The following is a 19,854-nucleotide window of genomic DNA, read 5'->3' on the forward strand; positions in this document are numbered from 1 at the left end:
GATTCCGGCCGCAACACGATCGCGCAGCGTCGCGCGAGGAAGCGTCGTCATGTCGCAGATCGACCACCGCCCCTGGACTCCGCCGCGTCCTCCGGGGCCCGCCTCGCCGTGGAGTCCGCCCCTCCCGACCGCGCAGCCGAGCACCGGGGCGCAGGAACTGCCCGCACCCCGCCTCGCCACCCCGCCGTCGGCGCCCCCGCGCCGCCCGGGTCGTCGAGCACCGCGCCGCGGGCGGATCGCCGGTCTGTGGTCCCGAACGTCGCTGCCGCGGCGGATCCTGCTCTCCTATGTCGCTCTGGCCGCCGTCATCGCCGCGGTCGTCGGCGTGGGCGTCGTGGTCCAGCCGTCGTACGGCACCCTCTCGCCGTGGTCGGGCGTGCGCGTCGACGACGTCCGCGCCTCGCCGACCCCGCGCGCCTGGGCCGTCGACCTCGCCTCGACGCTCGCTCCCGGTGCGCCCGCCGAGTGCCTCCGGTTCACGGCCGTCGACGTCAGCCAGGACCTCGCCGCGGTGCGCGCCGACTCGGCGTGGAACTCCGGCTTCTCGGACGACGCCTCGTGCTCCATCGTCCCCTCGGGCTACAAGTCGCGCGTGGCGCTCCTCGACACGGCGACCGGCGCGGTCCGGTGGGTGCACGACACCGCCAACGACGTGGATGCGCGGTCGGGCGTGGCCATCTCGTGGGTCTCCACGACGGGCTCCGGCACGCGCCTCCTGGTGCGCTCGGGCACGGACACCTCCTCCGTCGTCGAGACGCTGTCGACGATCACGGGCCAGGTGCTCGGCTCGACCGGCACGCAGTCGTGGAGCGGCGACGACCGGTTCACGGCGAACGGCGATGTCGTGGCCATGGGCCGCCGCACGGGCGACGGCCTCGAGTACATCTACGAGCTCCGTGATTCGCGTGCGCTGTCGAGGGTGGTGTGGCAGGGCACCGCGAACGAGACGGCGACCCTGATCGCCCTCGACGACCGGCTGCTGCTGGGCGACCGGGGGACACTGCAGATCCCGCTGGCCACCGGCACGCCCCGTCCGTGGAGCGGACCGGTGAACACGGCGCTCGGCTACGCGCTGCGGGGCGACGTGGTCTTCGCCGCCCGTACCCGCGGCTCCGGCGTGACGACGAGCGCCGCGGGCGGCTTCTCGGCCGTCGACAAGACCGGCAGGGTGCTCTGGTCGTCCGACCTCGACCTGCGCGGCAGCTTCTCGGTCGGCCGCGACTGCCTCGTCGTCACCAACCTGCGCGGCGATCGGCTGACCTGCCTCGACTACCGCACGGGCGCGGTCCGCTGGAGTCGCGACACCGAGTCGTACAGCTACGCCGGCAGCGCCGTCGGCCAGCGGACGGACGACGTCTACACGGTGTCGACGAACGACGAACCGCAGGTGGTCGCGCTCGACGGAGGCACCGGACGCGTCCGGTTCCACGCCGACGTGCCCGCCGGTTCGTACGTGGTCGCCGCCGGCCACACGGTCGGCTACGCCCTCACCTACGGGGCCACCGGAGCGAGGACGACCGTCGTGGCGTTCGACCTGTCGAGCGGCCGGAGGCTGTGGGCGCACACCTCGCAGCTGCAGCTGGGGGTCTGGGGAGGGCACGTCATCGACGTCGGGCTCGACGGACTGGCACGTCGACTGGGGTAGCGGACGGCCCCGGTCGTGCCCCGCGCCTCGCGTAGGGTGAGCCGGGTGCTCGCAACGATTACGTACACCGGCCCCGATGCCACCGATCTCGGCTTCCTCCTCCACAAGCACCCCGGCCGCCTGCAGTCGTTCGATCTCGCAGTCGGCCGCGCCCATGTGTTCTACCCGGAGCAGACCGACGAGACCTGCACTGCGGCGCTGATGCTCGAGGTCGACGCGATCGACCTGGTCCGCAGCAAGCGCTTCTCAGGAGGCGACTCCTCCGAGCTCGGCCACTACGTCAACGACCGCCCCTACGCGTCGTCGTCGATGCTCGCCGGCGCGCTCGCTCAGGTGTTCCGCACGGCGATGACCGGCCGCTGCGACGCGTGCCCTGAGCTCGCGGCGAGCCCCCTCCCCCTGACCATCACCCTGGCGGCCGTGCCGTCGCGCGGCGAGCCGGGTCTGGCGAGCCGCCTGTTCGAGCCGCTCGGCTGGACCGTCGTCGATGCCGCGGTTCCGCTCGACCCGGAGTTCCCGGAGTGGGGCGACTCCCGGTACTCCGACCTGACGCTGACGGGCACCCTCCGTCTCGCCGACGCGCTGCACCAGCTCTACGTGATGCTCCCGGTTCTCGACGACTCGAAGCACTACTGGGTGGGCGACGACGAGATCGGCAAGCTGCTGCGCGCGGGCGAGGGCTGGCTGCCGGCGCACCCCGAGCGGGAGCTCATCACCCGGCGGTACCTGGCGCACCAGCGCGGCCTGGTCCGCGACGCGACGGCGCAGCTGGAGGTCCTCGACGGATCGCCGGTGCGCGAGGGGCTCGACGACGCCGAGATCGCGACGCCGCTGCGCGTGCACCGCGCCGAGGCCGTCCTGACCGCGCTCCGAGACGTGGGCGCCCACCGGGTGGCCGACGTGGGCTGCGGTCCGGGCGCGCTGCTCACGCACCTGCTCGCCGACTCCGCGTTCACCGACATCATCGGCACCGACGTCTCGCACCGCGCTCTCGACGTCGCCGAGCGCCGCCTGCACATCCGTGACCTGAGCGACCGGCAGCGCGACCGCATCCGGCTGCTCCAGTCGTCGGTCACCTACCAGGACGACCGGCTGGCGCATCTCGATGCGATCGTCCTGATGGAGGTCGTCGAGCACATCGAGCTGGAGCGCCTCGACGCCCTCGAGTCGTCGATCTTCGGCAGCGCGGCTCCGGGCGCGGTGATCGTGACCACGCCGAACTCCGACTACAACGCCCTGTACCCGTCCTTGCCGGCCGGCCGGTTCCGGCACCCCGACCACCGCTTCGAGTGGTCGCGCGTCGACTTCGCCGCCTGGGCCGACCGCGTCGCGGCCTCCCACGGCTACTCCGTGGAGTACCGGCCCGTCGGCGACGCCGACGAGACTCACGGCTCCCCCACCCAGCTCGCGCTCTTCCGGAAGGCCTGACCATGGCTGAGATCACTGTTCCCGCCATGTCGCTGGTCGTGCTCGTCGGCACGAGCGGCTCCGGCAAGTCGACCTTCGCCGCGCGCGCCTTCGAGCCGTTCGAGACGCTCTCGAGCGACGTGTTCCGCGGCCTGGTGTCGAACGACGAGAACGACCAGTCGGCCACGGCCGCCGCGTTCGAGGCGCTGCGCCACGTCGCGGGCCAGCGGCTGCGTCGCGGCCTCCTCACCGTCGTCGACGCGACGAACGTCCAGAAGGACGCCCGGGCGTCGTTCGTCGAGCTCGCCCGCTCGAACGACGTCCTGCCGGTGGCGATCGTCCTCGACGTGGCGGAGTCCGTGGCCGTCGCCCGCAACGCCGAGCGCACCGACCGCGACTTCCCCGCCTCCGTCATCCGCCGACAGCACGACCAGCTGCGACGGTCGCTGAAGTTCCTCGGCAAGGAGGGCTTCCGGCGCGTGCACGTGCTGTCGAGCGTCGACGAGATCGACCAGGCGACCATCCGCCGCGAGCCGCTCCTGAACGACCTGCGCACCGAGCACGGCCCGTTCGACGCCATCGGCGACGTGCACGGCTGCCGCTCCGAGCTCGAGTCGCTGCTCGGCGAGCTCGGCTACGAGCTGACCCGCGACGAGCAGGGTCGCCCCGTCGACGCAGCCCACCCCGAGGGGCGGCGCGCGGTCTTCCTCGGCGACCTGGTCGACCGCGGGCCCGACGTGGTCGGAGTGCTGCGGCTGGCGATGGGCATGGTGGCCTCCGGCAACGCCCTCGCCGTCCCCGGCAACCACGAGCACAAGCTGGTGCGGGCGCTTCAGGGCAAGAACGTCCAGACCTCGCACGGGCTCGCCGAGACGCTGACGCAGCTCGCCGGCGAGACGCCCGAGTTCCGGCGCGACGTCGAGCGCTTCTGCCACGACCTCGTCTCGCACCTCGTCCTCGACGACGGAAAGCTGGTCGTCTGCCACGCGGGACTCCCCGAGGCGTACCACGGCCGGGCGTCCGGGCGCGTCCGCTCGTTCGCGCTCTACGGCGACACCACGGGCGAGACCGACGAGTTCGGCCTGCCCGTCCGCTACCCGTGGGCGAACGACTACCGCGGCGACGCCGTCGTGCTCTACGGCCACACGCCGACCCCGGTCGCCGAGTGGGTCAACAACACGCTGTGCCTCGACACCGGGTGCGTCTTCGGCGGCGCCCTGACGGCATTGCGCTACCCCGAGCGCGAGATCGTCTCGGTGCCCGCCGAGCGCGAGTGGTACGCGCCGGTCAAGCCCCTGCAGACGCCCGAGCAGGCGGCCCTGTCGCAGGAACGCCCTCCGGGGGTGCTCTCCGTCCAGGACGTCCTCGGCCGGCACATCATCGAGACCAGGCACCACGGCCGCATCGGCGTCCGCGAGGAGAACGCCGCCGGCGCCCTCGAGGTCATGAGCCGGTTCGCCCTCGACCCGAACCACCTGCTCTACCTGCCGCCGACCATGAGCCCGCCCGCGACCTCGAAGCTCGACGACTACCTCGAGCACCCCGCCGAGGCCTTCGCCGCCTTCCGCCGAGACGGCGTCGAGAGCGTCATCGCCGAAGAGAAGCACATGGGGTCCCGCGCCGTCGTGCTGCTCACGCGCGACCCCGCGCGGTTCGGAGCGAAGCCCGGGTGGCGCGGCGTCGTGCACACCCGCACCGGGCGACCGTTCTTCGATGAGGCGACCGGTGCCGAGTTCCTGCGCAGGATCGACACGGCCGTCGACGGCGCGGGCCTGTGGGGCGAGCTCGACACCGACTGGCTCCTCCTCGACGCCGAGCTGCTGCCGTGGTCGTTCAAGGCGGGCGACCTCATCCGAGACCAGTACGCGTCGGTGGGCGCCGCGGCGACCACGGCGCTGCCCGCGGCGGTCGCCGCACTCGAGGCGGCAGCCGCCTCCGGGGTGGACGTCGGCGAGCTCGCCGAGCGCACCCGGCTCCGATCGGACGACGCCGTGAAGTACGTCGCCGCCTACCGCCGCTATGCCGCGCAGTCGTCGGGACTCGACGGCGTGCAGCTCGCGCCGTTCCAGCTGCTCGCGACCGAGGGTCGCACCCACGTCGATCGCCCGCACGAGTGGCACCTCGACCTCGCCGACCGGCTGGCCGACGCCGACCCGGTGCTGTTCCGCCGCACCCGTCGCACGATGGTCGACCTCGGCTCCGACGACTCGGTTGCCGCCGCCACCGCCTGGTGGGTCGACCTGACCGAGGCGGGCGGGGAGGGCATGGTCGTCAAGCCGGCCGAGGGCCTGCGCCGCACGAAGAACGGGCTCGTGCAGCCCGGCATCAAGGTGCGCGGGCGCGAGTACCTGCGGATCATCTACGGCCCCGACTACACGAGGCCGGAGAACCTCCGGCGTCTCAAAGACCGCGGGCTCGGGCTCAAGCGATCGCTCGCGCTGCGCGAGTACGCCCTCGGAGTGGAGGCGCTGGACCGGGTCGTCGCGCGGGAGCCGCTGTGGCGGATCCACGAGGCCGTGTTCGCGGTGCTGGCGATGGAGTCGGAGGCGGTGGATCCGCGGCTGTGAGAGGGTCGGCGGGCTCGCCAGCGCAGTGAGCTTCGCTCAATTTGTTTCCACGCCGAGCCGTATGGCATACTCGACGAGTTGCAAATACGGCCCCATCGTATAGCGGCCTAGTACGCTGCCCTCTCACGGCGGTAACACCGGTTCGAATCCGGTTGGGGTCACGATGCAAAATGCCCTCCCCTGCGGGAGGGCATTTTGCATCTGTGCCTGTCAGAACAGATGTGCCTGTCAGAACAGATGCGCTTGTCAGAACAGCTGAAGGGTCGCTTCGCTCCCTTTCCTTCCGGGGCTGTCGGCCGGGAGCTTGAGCCTCGTGCGCAGTAGCGTGGGGACATGTTGGTTACCAAGTACGAGCACGCAGCCCTTGTCGTCGAAGTGGACGGGCAGCGGCTCGTCATCGATCCGGGCGGATTCACGCGCCCGCTCACGGATGTGACCGACGTCGAGGGCATCGTCATCACCCACCAGCACCCCGACCACTGGACCCCCGGCCAGATCGAGGGCCTGCTCGAGGCCAACCCCGGCGCGCGCATCCTCGGCCCCGAAGGCGTCGCGCACGCTCTCGGCGAGGTGGGGTTCGCCGTGGAGACGGTCAGCGACGGCGACGTCGTCGAGGTCGGCCCGTTCACCCTCCGCTTCGCCGGCACCGACCACGCTGTGATCCACGAGACCCTCCCCCGCGTCGACAACACCGGCGTGCTGGTCAACGACACGCTCTTCCACCCCGGCGACTCGTACACCGTCCCCCCGTTCGACGTTCCTGTGCTCGCTGCTCCGATCGGCGCCCCGTGGCTCAAGATCGGCGAGGCGATGGACTACGCGGCCGCCGTGAAGCCGGGGCGGGCCTTCCCGATCCATGAGAAGACCCTCTCGGAGACGGGGCTGGGGATGCACGTCGACCGGATCCGCGCGGTCGTCGAGGCAGCCGGAGGCGACGTCGTCGTGCTGGCGCCCGGAGAGTCGCTCGAGCTCTAGTTCCTGCGCCCCGGGCTCGCGAGGTGGCCCCCGTCGTCGCCGCGCCTCCAGCGGTGCGACGACGGGGGCCATCTCGCGCACCGCCGTGACGCGAAACGCCCCGTCGCACGAGGCGGCGGGGCGTTCCAGGGCCGAAAGCTAGGCGTCGAGGCGCGTCAGCCAGCCGTGGCGGTCTTCGCGACGGCCGTACTGGATGTCGGTCAGCTCGGCGCGGAGCGACAGCGTGAGCGAGTCGGGGCCGGCGACGGGCGACACGATCGACACGCCCTCGCCTTTCAGCTCGCCGATCGGCACGACCACCGCGGCGGTTCCGCAGGCGAACACCTCGACGATGTCGCCCGAGGCGACGCCGTCGCGCCACTCGTCGAGCGACACGCGGCGACGCTCGACCGTGTGGCCGCGGTCTTCGGCGAGCTGCAGGATCGAGTCGCGCGTGATGCCCTCGAGGATCGAGTCGGAGTCGGGGGTGACGATGGTTCCGTCTCTGTAGACGAGCACCACGTTCATGCCGCCGAGCTCTTCGATGTAGGTCGTGTCGACGGAGTCGAGGAACAGCACCTGCGAGCAGCCGTTGGCGTACGCCTCCTCCTGCGGGAGGAGCGATGCGGCGTAGTTGCCGCCGGTCTTCGCCGCGCCGGTGCCGCCCTTGCCCGCACGGGAGAAGTTCGTCGACAGCCAGATCGACACCGGGGCGACGCCGCCGGTGAAGTAGGCGCCGGCCGGGCTCGCGATCACGTAGTAGCCGACCTTGTGCGCCGCCCGGACGCCGAGGAAGCTCTCGGTCGCGATCATGAACGGACGCAGGTAGAGGCTGGTCTCGTCGGCCGACGGGACCCACTTCTCGTCGACCTGGACGAGCTGCTTGAGCGACTCGACGAAGTCGTCGATCGCCAGCTCGGGCAGCGCGAGGCGCTTGGCGGATCGCTGCAGGCGCCGGCCGTTGGCGTCGGGCCGGAACGTCCAGACCGAGCCGTCGGCATGGCGGTAGGCCTTGATGCCCTCGAAGATTTCCTGCCCGTAGTGGAGGACGGCTGCGGAGGGGTCGAGCATCAGCGGGCCGTACGGGCTGACGGTGGCGTCGTGCCAGCCGTCGTCGGCCGTCCACTCGATGGCGACCATGTGGTCGGTGAAGTACTTGCCGAAGCCGGGGTCGGCGAGCATGGCCTCGCGCTCGGCGTCGGCGCGGGCAGCCGGCGACGGCGTCAGCTGGAAGTTCAGGGGGTAGGTGTCGTGGGTCGTGGTCATGAGCGCGCCTATCGGGAAGTGGGGACGAGTGCCACGGCGGCGGCGATCGCGTCGCCGATCTGCGCCGTGGTTCGGGAGGACCCAGCGGTGCGGCCGCCGATGTCGGCCTCGACAGCCGCCGTCACCCGGGCGGACTCTTCGGCCAGACCGAGGTGGTCGAGGAGAAGAGCCGTCGAGAGGATGGCGGCCGTGGGGTCGGCCTTCTGCTGGCCGGCGATGTCGGGAGCGGAGCCGTGCACCGGTTCGAACATGCTGGGGAAGGCGCCCTCGGGGTTGATGTTGCCCGAGGCTGCCAGGCCGATGCCGCCGCTGATTGCGCCAGCCAGATCGGTGAGGATGTCGCCGAAGAGGTTGTCCGTGACGATGACGTCGAATCTAGCAGGGTCGGCGACCAGGTGGATCGTGGCCGCGTCGACGTGCTGGTAGTCGACGGCGACGTCGGGGTACTCGGCTGCGACCGCGTCGACGGTGCGCTGCCAGAGAGAGCCCGAGAAGACGAGCACGTTGGTCTTGTGCACCAGCGTCAGACGGTGTGCGGGGCGCTTCTGCGCGAGCTCGAAGGCGTACCGGACGACGCGCTCGACACCGTAGGCCGTGTTGACGCTGACCTCGTTGGCGATCTCGTGCGGCGTGCCGGTGCGCAGCGAGCCGCCGTTGCCGACGTACGGACCCTCGGTGCCCTCGCGGACGACGACGAAGTCGACGTCGCCGGGGCTGGACAGCGGCGACGGGACGCCAGGATAGACCTTCGTCGGGCGAAGGTTCACGTAGTGGTCGAGCGCGAAGCGGAGCTTGAGCAGCAGACCCCGCTCGATGATGCCGCCGCGCAGGTCCGGGTCGCGCGGGTCGCCCCCGACGGCGCCCAGCAGGATCGCATCGTGCTGCCTGATGGCGTCGAGGTCGGCGTCGGTGAGGATGTCGCCGGTGGCCTTGAAGCGGGCGGCGCCGAGTGAGAACTCGGTGACGTCGAACGCGGTGTCGCTGCCGTCGGTGACCGCGCGAAGCACCTTGACGGCCTCGGCAACGACCTCGGGTCCGATCCCGTCGCCCGGGATGCTGGCCAGTCGGACGGTGCGGCTCATGCGTTCTCCTCGCTTCGGGGCTGCTGCGTCAAGCTTACCGAGGGGGCGGGGGCGCGAAGGAGTTCCTGCGCCCCTCGGAAGAAGGCCTACAGCGTGACGTCGATCTCCTGCAGCACGTCGGCGTCGATCGCGCGGCGCACCTTCTCGAGCAGCCCCTCGGGAGCCGGGGAGTCGATGGTCAGGACCGACAGAGCGGTGCCGCCCGCCGTGGTGCGCGCGATCTGCATTCCGGCGATGTTGATCCCGGCCTCGCCGAACTCCTTGCCGTAGACCGCGACGATGCCGGGGCGGTCGGTGTAGAGCATCACGATGTGGTGCTTCGCGAGCGGGACCTCGACGTCGTATCCGTTGATCTCGACGATCTTCTCGACCTGCTTCGTGCCGGTCAGCGTTCCCGAGACCGAGATCTGACGACCGTCGGCGAGGGCGCCGCGCAGGGTGATGATGTTGCGGTACTCCTCCGACACGGCGTCGGTGAGCAGGCGCACGGTGACTCCTCGCTGCTCGGCGAGCAGAGGCGCGTTGACGTAGCTGACCGTCTCTTGCACGGCGTCCGAGAACACGCCCTTGAGCGCCGCGAGCTTGTAGACGCTGACGTCGTACTCGGTGAGGTCGCCGTGCACCTCGACGTCGATCGACGTGAGCGGGCTGTCGGCGAGGCCGGAGAAGACCTGGCCGAGCCTCTCGACCAGCGGGATGCCGGGGCGGACGTACTCGTCGATGACACCGCCGGCGACGTTCACGGCATCGGGAACGAGCTCGCCGCCGAGCGCGAGGCGCACCGACTTCGCGACCGAGACGCCGGCCTTCTCCTGCGCCTCGTCGGTCGACGCGCCGAGGTGCGGGGTGACGACGACGTTCTCGAGGGCGAGGAGGTCGGTGTTCGCGGGCGGCTCGGAGACGAACACGTCGAGGCCGGCGCCGGCGATGGTGTCGCTGCGGAGGGCCTCGAACAGCGCCTCCTCGTCGATGAGTCCGCCGCGGGCCACGTTGACGATGAAGGCGGTCGGCTTCATCTTCGCGAGCTGAGCCGTCGAGATCATCCCCGTGGTCTCGGGCGTCTTCGGCATGTGGATGGTGATGAAGTCGCTCTGCTCGAGCAGCTCGTCGAGCGTGAGCAGGGTGACGCCGAGCTGCTGAGCGCGAGCCGGGGTGACGTAGGGGTCGAACGCGACGATGTTCATGCCGAACGCCTGGAGGCGGGCGGTGATGAGTGCGCCGATGCGGCCGAGTCCGATGATGCCGACGGTCTTCTCGAAGAGCTCGACGCCGGTGTACTTCGAGCGCTTCCACTGACCCTGCGCGAGTGCCGCGTGGGCGGCGGGGATGTGGCGGGCGAGGCTCAGGATGTGGCCGACGGTCAGCTCGGCCGCCGAGATGATGTTGGAGGTCGGGGCGTTCACGACCATGACGCCGGCGTTGGTCGCGGCCTTGATGTCGACGTTGTCGAGGCCGACGCCCGCGCGGGCGATGACCTGCAGGTGAGGAGCCGCGGCGATCGCCTCGGCGTCGACCTTCGTGGCCGAGCGCACCAGGATCGCGTTCGCATCCGCCAGGGCGGAGAGGAGGGCGGGGCGGTCGGTGCCGTCGACGGTGCGGACGTCGAAGTCGGGCCCGAGGGCGTCGACGGTCGCGGGCGAGAGTTCTTCGGCGATCAACACGATGGGCTTGGCCACGGGATTCCTAACGATGGTTCGTGCGCGGGGACTCGTCCACAGTAGCCAGGCCCTCGGCCCTTTTCGGGCGCAGGAACTGCCCTCGCGGGTCGAACCTGAGAATCCGCAGAGCATGCCCAGGCGACCCGGACCTAATTGCGCGGCCCGCGTTCCTCTGGCAAGGACAACCCGATGGCGGTCCTTGCGGCACTGGCATTCGCGCGCAGAAATCCTTGCTGGCGATGCGCGACGATGCCCGAATCCTCGACTGCACGAAAGCGTTCCTTGCGGACGGATCGTGTGGCGCGGTCAGAGCTGGTAGGTACTCGTAACGTACGCCGAGACCGACGCCGAGATGGCCGACGCAGCGCAGGCGGCCGCCAGGAGCAGGACGATTCGACGCCCCAACGAGCGGCGCCGACCGATGAGCACCGCGCCCAGATAGGCGACGGCCGGCGCGACGAGGGCGACGATCAGCTGAACCCAGGGAAGCGGCTTGACGAGTCCGTCGAGGCCGTTTGCCCTGTAGAAGGAATAGTTCTTGCTGATGAGGGGAGGAACGGTGATCACGTTCTGCAACCCGATCCAGGTGAAGTACGCCGCCAGCAAGCCGAAGACAGCCAGCGCCGTGATCCATCCGACGAAGGTGGACGAGCGGTCCGACATGATGCCGTTCTCACCGGCCTCGTCACCGCTCGTCGATTCTGCCGACGCCAGGTCGCTCACGAGGTTCCTCCATAGACGAACTGCCACGGGATCAGCACGATGACTCCCACCAGCAGCCAGACGACACGACGACGTGCCGACGAGGCAGGCGTCAGGGAGAGAGTCGCGGCGAACCACAGTGCCGGGGCGAAGACGGCCAGCCATTGCCCGAGATGCCACAGTGTCAATGAGGCGCCGGCGAGCCCCGGTGCCGTCGCACGGGTGACGGCCAAGAGCCAGGCGACCGTGTAGAGCAGGAGGATCGCGGCGAAGACGCCGTGGGCGACGAGCATGCCCGAACTGAGCACGCCCTCGGGCAACTCGTCTTCGTCGCCGTCCGCGTCGTCGGCGGTCTCGTCGCCCCGGTGCCCGCGGGCGGGGCCCTCGACGTAGCTGCTGTCGGCCGACTCGCCCCAGCTCAGGGCCTCATCGTCGTCGAGCTCGTGGTCGACGGGATTCTTCTCGGGGCTCACGCGGCGACCCGCGACGAGATCTTGTCAGCGACCACGGCCGCCAGCGACGGAAACAGGGGGTGGCCGGGAAACACTCCCGTGAGCGTCTCGGCGAGCAGCTCGGGACTCACGCCGGAGCCGGCGCTCGTGCGCAGCAGAGACTGCAGCTCGCGACTCTCGACGTCGTCGGGCACGTCGAAGTCGAGAGCCGCGCGGACGACGCGGACGAGGCCGTCGAAGGCCAGACCGCGCTCGGCGAGCTGCGCGGCCGGTCCGACGAGGCGTTCGTGGCGGCTCAGCTTGCTGAGCGGGTTGCGACCCACGCGGCCGGTGGTGTCGGGGAGGTGCGGGTTCGAGATGCGCTCGAGGTTGCGGTCGATGTAGACCTGCTGCTCGGCGGCGTCGAATCCGTGCTTCTCGATCAGGAGGGCCTTCGTCTCGAGCAGAACCTCGAGCACCTGGGCGTGGATCTCGGGAACCTCGAGGGCCTCGCGGACGCTGCCGATCCCCCGGGCCCAGCCGTAGTAGGCGGCGGCGGCGTGCGCGGTGTTGACGGTGAAGAGCTTGCGCTCGATGAACGGCGCCAGGTCGTCGACCCAGGTGACGCCGTCGATGCCGGGTGCGTCGACGCGGCCCGCGAACGGACCGATCTCGATGGCCCACTCGGCGAACGACTCGATGATCACGTCGAGGCCGGGCGTCTGCTCCGGCACGATGCGGTCGATCTCGCAGTTGGCGAAGACGGCGGAGTCGGCGGCGATCGGCGCGCAGCCGCCCAGCGACTCGACGGAGCGGGCGACGGAGGCGGCGAGCGTCGTGGACGCGCCGATGGCGGTCTCGCAGGCGATGACGACGAGCGGAGCCAGGTCGGCGTCGCGCTCGATCAGGCCGCGGGCGATGAGGGGTGCGAGCGATGGGAGGACGCGCGGGCCGACGGAGGTGGTGACGATGTCGGCGGTGGAGATCTCGTAGACGGCGCGCGCCTCGTCGAGTCGGCTGTCGACGGCGCGGAAGCCGTCGACCGAGGTGGTGCGGCCATCGCCGCCGACCTCGTGGACCTCGTACGACGCGGCTGCTTCGAGCTCCCGGACCAGTTCGGAGTTCACATCGCAGAACACGACCTCGTAGCCCGAGGCGTGGAGGTACTGACCGACGAAGCCTCGCCCGATGTTTCCGGCGCCGAAATGGACGGCCTTCTTGATCACAACCATCCTTCGATCATCGCACGTCGTTCCGTGCAGGACGACAACACCGCTTCCGCCCGAAGATACCGGAGATGACCGGTGCTTCCGGGCGAAAGCGGTGTCGAAAAGGTCACGAAACGGCTAGCGGGCGGCGTTGCCGTCTACGTAGTCGGCGTCCTGCTGCTTCCAGGCGAAGAGCGCGCGGAGCTCGTGGCCGGTGGCCTCGATGGGGTGCTCCTCGCCCTTCTTGCGGAGGGCCAGGAACTCCGGAGCGCCGGCGTCCTGGTCGTTGATGAAGCGCTCGGCGAAGGCACCCGACTGGATGTCCGCGAGGACGGCCTTCATGTTCTCCTTGACGTCGGGCGAGATGACGCGCGGGCCGGAGACGTAGTCGCCGTACTCGGCAGTGTCGGAGACCGACCAGCGCTGCTTGGCGAGGCCGCCCTCCCAGATGAGGTCGACGATCAGCTTGAGCTCGTGGAGCACCTCGAAGTAGGCGATCTGCGGCTGGTAGCCCGCCTCGGTGAGGGTCTCGAAGCCGTACTGGATCAGCTGCGAGGTGCCGCCGCAGAGGACGGCCTGCTCGCCGAACAGGTCGGTCTCGGTCTCTTCTGTGAAGGTCGTCTTGATGCCGCCGGCGCGGAGGCCGCCGATGCCCTTGGAGTACGACCAGGCGAGGTCCCACGCCGAGCCCGTGGCGTCGACCTCGACGGCCACGATGACGGGGACGCCTCGGCCGGCCTCGAACTCGCGGCGCACGGTGTGGCCCGGGCCCTTGGGCGCGACGAGGACGACGTCGATGCCCTCGGGGGCCTCGATGTAGCCGAAGCGGATGTTGAAGCCGTGTCCGAAGACGAGGGCGTTGCCGGCCTCGATGTTCGGGGCGATGTCGTCTTTGTAGACGTGGCGCTGTACCTGGTCGGGCGCGAGGATCACGATGACGTCGCCCCACTTCGCGGCCTCGGCCGGCGTGAGCACCTGGAAGCCGGCCTCCTCGGCCTTCGGGCGGCTCTTGGAGCCCTCCTTGAGGCCGACGACGACCTCGACTCCGGAGTCGCGGAGGTTCAGCGCGTGGGCGTGACCCTGCGAGCCGTAGCCGATGACGGCGACCTTCTTGCCCTGGATGAGCGACAGGTCGGCGTCTTTGTCGTAGAAGATTTCAGTCACAGTGGTGGTTCTCCTTGTTGGTGGTGCGGGTCAGTTCGTGAAGCTGCTAGATCGTGACGCTGTCAGTTCGTGACGCTGTCAGTTCTTGACACTGTCAGTTCTTGAAGACGCGGTCGGTGATGCTCTTGGCACCGCGGCCGATCGCGAGGAGCCCGGATTGCGAGATCTCCTTGATGCCGTAGGGCTCGAGCACCCTCAGAAGAGCCGTCGTCTTGCCGGTGTCGCCCGTGACCTCGATCACGAGCGCATCGGTCGACACGTCGACCACGCTGGCACGGAAGAGGTTGACGGCCTCGAGCACCTGCGACCGGGACGTGTTGTCGACGCGGACCTTGATGAGCATGTGCTCGCGCTGGACCGACTGCGAGTAGTCGAGCTCGACGATCTTGATGACGTTGATCAGCTTGTTGAGCTGCTTCGTCACCTGCTCGAGCGGGAGCTCCTCGACGTCGACGACGACGGTGATGCGGCTGAGGCCGGGGATCTCGCTCTTGCCGACGGCGAGGCTCTCGATGTTGAAGCCGCGGCGGGCGAAGAGGCCGGCGACGCGGGTCAGCAGACCGGGTTTGTCTTCGACGAGGAGGGAGAGGACGTGGCTCATGCGTGTTCTCCGGTCATGTCGCCGTCGCGGGTGGTGTCGGTCGCGCTCGTGCCGGGCGCCTCGTCGTCCCACTCGGGGGCGAGGGCGCGAGCGTGCTGGATCTCGGAGTTCGACACGCCCTGCGGCACCATGGGCCACACCATCGCGTCGCGGCTGACCACGAAGTCGATGACGACGGGACGGTCGTTGGTCGCGAGGGCCAGCTGGATCGCGGCGTCGATCTCGTCTTCGCGGGTGACCCGGATGCCCAGCGCGCCGTAGGCGTCGGCGAGCTTGACGAAGTCGGGGACCATGCGAGTGACGGTGCCGCCGCCGGTGTGGCCGGTGTTCAGGTCGGTGAACGAGTGGCGGCCCTCGTAGAACAGGGTCTGCCACTGGCGCACCATGCCGAGCGACGAGTTGTTGATGATCGCGACCTTGATCGGGATGTCGTTGATGACGCAGGTGGCGAGCTCCTGGTTGGTCATCTGGAAGCAGCCGTCTCCGTCGATCGCCCAGACGACGCGGTCGGGCTGGCCGACCTTGGCGCCCATGGCGGCGGGGACCGAGTAGCCCATGGTGCCGGCGCCGCCGGAGTTCAGCCAGGCGTGCGGACGCTCGTACTGGATGAACTGGGCCGACCACATCTGGTGCTGGCCGACACCCGAGGCGTAGACGGCCTCCGGCCCGGAGAGCTGGCCGATGCGCTGGATGACCTTCTGCGGTGACAGCAGGCCGTCGTCGGGCTCGGTGAAGCCGAGCGGGAACTGCTCGCGGAGACCGTTCAGACGCTCCCACCACGCCGACAGATCGGGCTGCGAACCGCCCGTGATGTCGGCGTAGGCGGCCGTGAGGTCGATGATGACCTCGCGCGCGTCGCCCACGATCGGCACGTCCGCCAGGCGGATCTTCGAGATCTCGGCGGGGTCGATGTCGACGTGCACGACTTTGGCGTTCGGGGCGAAGAGCTCCGCCTTGCCGGTCACCCGGTCGTCGAAGCGGGCGCCGAGGGCGATGATGAGATCGCTCTCCTGCAGGCCGAGGACGGCTGGGACGGTGCCGTGCATGCCCGGCATCCCGAGGTGCTGCCGGTGCGAGTCAGGGAACGCGCCCCTAGCCATCAGCGTGGTCACCACGGGTGCCCCCGTGGCCTCGACGAGCTCGAGCAGCTCGGCCGACGCACCGGAGCGGATCACGCCGCCGCCGACGTAGAAGACCGGCTTGCGCGACTCGGCGATGAGCTGGGCCGCGGCAGTGATCTGCTTCCCGTGCGCCTTGGTGATCGGACGGTAGCCGGGCAGGTCGACCGTCTCGGGCCAGACGAAGGGCGCGGACATCTGCTGCGCGTCTTTGGTGATGTCGACGAGCACGGGGCCGGGGCGGCCGGTCGAGGCGATCTGGTACGCCGCCGCGAGGGTCGCCGGGATGTCCTCCGGCTTCGTCACGAGGAACGAGTGCTTCGTGATCGGCATCGTGATGCCCACGATGTCGGCCTCCTGGAACGCGTCGGTTCCCATCAGGGTCGAGAACACCTGGCCGGTAATGGCCAGGAGCGGCACGGAGTCCATGTAGGCGTCGGCGATCGCGGTCACGAGGTTCGTCGCGCCGGGACCGGACGTCGCGATGGCGACGCCGACCCGCCCGGAGGCGGCGGCGTACCCCTCGGCGGCGTGACCGGCACCCTGCTCGTGGCGGACCAGGATGTGGCGGATCGCCGTCGACGACATGAGCTCGTCGTAGAACGGGATGATCGCGCCGCCGGGAAGGCCGAAGACGTCGGTGACGCCGAGCTTCTCGAGCGACCGGAGGATGGCGCCGGAACCCGTCAGGATCTCGGGGCTGGCCTGGCGTGGGCGCGCGGGTGCGGTGGGCAGGGGACTTGCATCTGGAGTCATCGGTGACGATTCCCTCTGGGGGTGGTGGCGAATGGGTGAAAGCCCTAGTAGGTGACAGCGCCCTCTGCGGCGGACTTCACCTGGCGGGCGTACTTGGCCAGGACTCCGCGCGTGTACACGGGAGGCAGAGGTGCCCAGCCGTCACGGCGGGCGTCAAGCTCAGCCGGATCGACGAGTAGGTCGAGCGAGCGAGCAGCGATATCGACCCGAATCAGATCACCATCGCGCACGAATGCGATCGGACCTGCGTCGACCGCTTCGGGTGCTATGTGGCCGATGCACAGGCCGGTTGTGCCGCCTGAGAATCGTCCGTCCGTCAACAGTAGTACATCCTTGCCGAGGCCCGCGCCCTTGATGGCCGCCGTGATGGCGAGCATCTCGCGCATGCCCGGGCCGCCCTTCGGGCCCTCGTAGCGGATGATGACGACGTCGCCCTTGTCGATGCGCCCCTCCGTGAGGGCGTCCATGGCGGCACGTTCGCGCTCGAACACCCGGGCAGGACCCTCGAACACGTCCGCGTCAAAGCCGGCGGTCTTCACGACGGCGCCCTCGGGAGCGAACGAGCCGCTGAGGACGGTGAGCCCGCCGGTCGGGTGGATCGGGTTGTCGAGCGTGCGCAGCACCTCGCCGTCGAGCGGCTTCGGCTTGATGTCGGCGAGGTTCTCGGCGACGGTCTTGCCGGTGACGGTGAGGCACTCGCCGTGGATCAATCCGGCATCGAGCAGGGCCTTCATGACGACGGGCACGCCGCCGTGTCGGTCGACGTCGTTCATGACGTACTTGCCGAACGGCTTGAGGTCGCCGATGTGAGGCACCTTGTCGCCGATGCGGTTGAAGTCGTCGATGGTCAGGTCGACCTCGGCCTCGTAGGCGATGGCGAGCAGGTGCAGCACGACGTTAGTCGAGCCGCCAAAGGCCATGGCGACGGCGATGGCGTTCTCGAACGCCTCCTTGGTCAGGATGTCGCGCGCAGTGATGCCCAGCCTCAGCATGTTCACGACGGCCTCGCCCGAGCGGTGGGCGAAGTAGTCGCGGCGACGGTCGGCCGAGGGCGGCGAGGCCGAGCCGGGGAGGCTCATGCCGAGCGCCTCGGCGACCGAGGCCATCGTGTTGGCGGTGTACATGCCGCCGCAGGCGCCCTCGCCCGGGGCGATGGCGCACTCGATGGCGTACAGGTCTTCGTCCGAGATCGTGCCGGCCTTGGCGGCACCGACGGCCTCGAACGAGTCGATGATCGTGACGTCCTTCTCGGTGCCGTCCGACAGCTTGACCCAGCCGGGAGCGATCGATCCGGCGTAGAGGAAGACGCTGGCCAGGTCGAGGCGCGCGGCGGCCATCAGCATGCCCGGCAGCGACTTGTCGCAGCCGGCGAGCAGCACGGAGCCGTCCAGGCGCTCGGCCATCATGACGGTCTCGACGCTGTCGGCGATGACCTCGCGCGAGACGAGCGAGAAGTGCATGCCCTCGTGGCCCATCGCGATGCCGTCGGACACCGAGACGGTGCCGAACTGCAGCGGGTAGCCGCCACCCGAGTGGACGCCCTCTTTGGCGCCCTGGGCGAGCCTGTTCAGCGACAGGTTGCAGGGGGTGATCTCGTTCCACGACGAGGCGATGCCGATCTGCGGCTTCTCCCAGTCGGCGTCGCCCATTCCGACGGCGCGGAGCATTCCTCGCGAGGTGGTGGCTTCGACTCCGTCGGTGACGTCTCTGCTCCGAGGCTTCCAGTCGACGCCGTGCTCGTTCAATTTCTCAGGCATGCCGCTCAGTTTAGGGCGTCGGAGTGGCCGCGTCGGACGGGTGGAGCCCCGGCTGCCCGGTCGGCGTCGGCCGCGCCGTCCGGCTGACCGTGAGGTCCATCGGCGACACCTCCAGGATTCCGGCCGAGATGTTCCACCGGGCCGAGTACGAGCGCGTCGCCGACACCACCAGATCGAGGCGCACGCCCGCCGCCGCGGCGTCTTTCTCCGGGGTGCAGGAACTCGCCGCCCGGTCCGAGCCCGCCGCCATGATCAGGCAGAACGAGTCGTCGATCCCCCGCGCCACCCAGATGCCGCCCTTCACGCGACCGTCGGTGAACTGGGCGAGGACGCGCCGGGTGGTCGCCGGGTCGACGCGCGTCGGGACGACCGCCGGGATGTCGGCGGCCACCTGCTTCTGGTCGAAGTACTCCGAGCCGAGGCCCTGGGCGACGGCGGCTCCCGGGTCGACGGCGCTGAGCCCGTAGGTGGCGACGGCGGCCGGAGCGGCCCCGGGGGCGTCGCCCGGCGGGTCGGCGTGGAGCGCCTGGGCGACGCCGGCTCCCGCCAGGCCGGCGACGAGGACGGCGACGCCCGCGCCCGCGACCCAGCTGCGGGCCGGACGGGACCTCGGCGGCGGGGTGGCGTCGGCGGCGGCGGGGGCTGCGGCGGGCAGTTCCTGCGACTCATGGCTCTGCCTGCCGTGCACGAGCGGATGCAGGAGGGCTCGCAGCTCGGCCACGTCGCGCGGGTCGGGCGCCTCGGCGCCGTAGACCCGGGCTTCGAGTTCGCTTCGGCGCTCCTCGGGGCTCATGGCTCGATGGTAGTTCGCCGGGGTCGCGGTCGGCCGGCCGAATGTCGGTGGGGGCGGGCAGGGTGGGCGCATGGATGAGAAAGAGCGACTCCACCTCTACCTGAGGCAGCGGCGCGACGACCTGCTGCACAAGCTCGAGGGGCTCGGCGAGTACGACGCGCACCGGCCGATGACGCCGACGGGCACGAACCTGATCGGGCTCGTCAAGCACACCGCCAGCGTGCAGCTCGGCTACCTGGGCGAGGTGTTCGGGCGGCCCGCCGAGCGGCGGGTGGCGTTCGAGCTGCCCGGTGCGGCCGAAGACGACGACATGTGGTCGCCGGCCGGCGAGTCGATCGCCGACGTCGTCGAGTTCCACCACTACTCGGCCGCGCACGCCGACGCGACCGTCGAGGCGCTCCCCCTCGATGCGGCCGGCGTCGTGCCGTGGTGGCCGGACGACCGCAAGGCCGTGACGCTGCAGTGGATCCTCGTGCACATGCTGTCCGAGACGGCGCGGCATGCGGGGCACGCCGACATCCTGCGAGAGACGATCGACGGGTCGGTCGGCAACGGCCCGGCCGACCCAAACGTGCCCGGCAAGTCGCCCGACGAGTGGGCGGCCTTCCGGGCGAGGATCGAGGCCGCCGCCCGCGAGGCCGGCCACCGCTAGCTCCAGCGAGTCGCTCGGAGGCGTGCACTCCAAGGCGGAGCACCGGCGACTACGGCGGAGCCATGTCGCCGGAGCGACAACGCCGGAAGGTGC

Annotated in this window: 16 protein-coding genes and 1 tRNA gene; 6 read left to right on the plus strand and 11 right to left on the minus strand. The window is 70.2% G+C overall.

Annotated features, from left to right (window positions below; all coding sequences use genetic code 11):
* Positions 1-49: 49 nt before the first annotated feature.
* The 5 genes from EDF46_RS04095 (at position 50) to EDF46_RS04115 (ending at position 6,594) form a co-directional block, all read left to right on the plus strand.
* Positions 50-1,645, plus strand: a complete 1,596-nt coding sequence (locus EDF46_RS04095) for a PQQ-binding-like beta-propeller repeat protein (protein WP_123504962.1) — start codon at positions 50-52, stop codon at positions 1,643-1,645.
* Between the two features lie 45 nt (positions 1,646-1,690).
* The gene (locus tag EDF46_RS04100; protein WP_123504963.1) at positions 1,691-3,073 is read left to right on the plus strand and encodes a 3' terminal RNA ribose 2'-O-methyltransferase Hen1; all 1,383 of its coding nucleotides are present in this window, start codon (positions 1,691-1,693) and stop codon (positions 3,071-3,073) included.
* A 2-nt stretch (positions 3,074-3,075) separates the two neighbouring features.
* Entirely contained in the window at positions 3,076-5,619 is a 2,544-nt protein-coding gene (locus EDF46_RS04105) for a polynucleotide kinase-phosphatase (RefSeq protein ID WP_123504964.1), read from the plus strand.
* An 88-nt stretch (positions 5,620-5,707) separates the two neighbouring features.
* Positions 5,708-5,780 (plus strand) — tRNA-Glu (locus tag EDF46_RS04110).
* A 172-nt stretch (positions 5,781-5,952) separates the two neighbouring features.
* Positions 5,953-6,594, plus strand: a complete 642-nt coding sequence (locus EDF46_RS04115) for an MBL fold metallo-hydrolase (RefSeq protein WP_123504965.1) — start codon at positions 5,953-5,955, stop codon at positions 6,592-6,594.
* 138 nt (positions 6,595-6,732) lie between these two features.
* On the opposite strand, the gene EDF46_RS04120 is transcribed toward EDF46_RS04115, so the two are convergent.
* The 11 genes from EDF46_RS04120 to EDF46_RS04170 form a co-directional block, all read right to left on the minus strand.
* Entirely contained in the window at positions 6,733-7,839 is a 1,107-nt protein-coding gene (locus tag EDF46_RS04120) for a branched-chain amino acid aminotransferase (protein ID WP_123504966.1), read from the minus strand.
* Positions 7,840-7,847: 8 nt separating this feature from the next.
* On the minus strand, positions 7,848-8,921 hold the full coding sequence (locus EDF46_RS04125) for a 3-isopropylmalate dehydrogenase (RefSeq protein ID WP_123504967.1): 1,074 nt from the start codon (positions 8,919-8,921) through the stop codon (positions 7,848-7,850).
* 86 nt (positions 8,922-9,007) lie between these two features.
* Positions 9,008-10,597 carry a phosphoglycerate dehydrogenase gene (gene serA, locus EDF46_RS04130; RefSeq protein ID WP_123504968.1) on the minus strand — a complete coding sequence of 530 codons (1,590 nt, stop codon included), beginning with the start codon at positions 10,595-10,597 and terminating at the stop codon, positions 9,008-9,010.
* A gap of 288 nt (positions 10,598-10,885) precedes the next feature.
* Complete coding sequence (locus EDF46_RS04135; RefSeq protein ID WP_123504969.1) at positions 10,886-11,302, minus strand: hypothetical protein; 417 nt, start codon at positions 11,300-11,302, stop codon at positions 10,886-10,888.
* Entirely contained in the window at positions 11,299-11,754 is a 456-nt protein-coding gene (locus tag EDF46_RS04140) for a hypothetical protein (RefSeq protein WP_123504970.1), read from the minus strand. The genes EDF46_RS04135 and EDF46_RS04140 overlap by 4 nt, the downstream gene beginning before the upstream one ends.
* Complete coding sequence (locus EDF46_RS04145; protein ID WP_123504971.1) at positions 11,751-12,944, minus strand: mannitol-1-phosphate 5-dehydrogenase; 1,194 nt, start codon at positions 12,942-12,944, stop codon at positions 11,751-11,753. Before EDF46_RS04145 ends, EDF46_RS04140 begins: the two co-directional genes overlap by 4 nt.
* 114 nt (positions 12,945-13,058) lie before the next feature.
* Positions 13,059-14,084 (minus strand): ketol-acid reductoisomerase, encoded by a 1,026-nt coding sequence (gene ilvC, locus EDF46_RS04150; RefSeq protein WP_123504972.1) that lies wholly within the window; start codon positions 14,082-14,084, stop codon positions 13,059-13,061.
* A 94-nt stretch (positions 14,085-14,178) separates the two neighbouring features.
* Positions 14,179-14,685 carry an acetolactate synthase small subunit gene (ilvN, locus tag EDF46_RS04155; RefSeq protein ID WP_123504973.1) on the minus strand — a complete coding sequence of 169 codons (507 nt, stop codon included), beginning with the start codon at positions 14,683-14,685 and terminating at the stop codon, positions 14,179-14,181.
* A complete protein-coding gene (locus EDF46_RS04160; protein ID WP_123504974.1) occupies positions 14,682-16,559 on the minus strand; it encodes an acetolactate synthase large subunit in 1,878 nt (625 codons plus the stop codon). The genes ilvN and EDF46_RS04160 overlap by 4 nt, the downstream gene beginning before the upstream one ends.
* A 44-nt stretch (positions 16,560-16,603) precedes the next feature.
* Positions 16,604-18,316, minus strand: coding sequence for a dihydroxy-acid dehydratase (ilvD, locus tag EDF46_RS04165; protein WP_123504975.1), 1,713 nt, complete (start codon positions 18,314-18,316; stop codon positions 16,604-16,606).
* A gap of 10 nt (positions 18,317-18,326) precedes the next feature.
* Complete coding sequence (locus EDF46_RS04170; protein WP_123504976.1) at positions 18,327-19,109, minus strand: hypothetical protein; 783 nt, start codon at positions 19,107-19,109, stop codon at positions 18,327-18,329.
* A gap of 70 nt (positions 19,110-19,179) precedes the next feature.
* On the opposite strand from EDF46_RS04170, the gene EDF46_RS04175 reads away from it, so the two are divergent.
* Positions 19,180-19,761, plus strand: coding sequence for a DinB family protein (locus EDF46_RS04175; RefSeq protein ID WP_123504977.1), 582 nt, complete (start codon positions 19,180-19,182; stop codon positions 19,759-19,761).
* Positions 19,762-19,854: the final 93 nt, after the last annotated feature.

It is taken from the genome of Frondihabitans sp. PhB188 (assembly GCF_003752365.1).
Taxonomy (GTDB): Bacteria; Actinomycetota; Actinomycetes; order Actinomycetales; family Microbacteriaceae; genus Frondihabitans.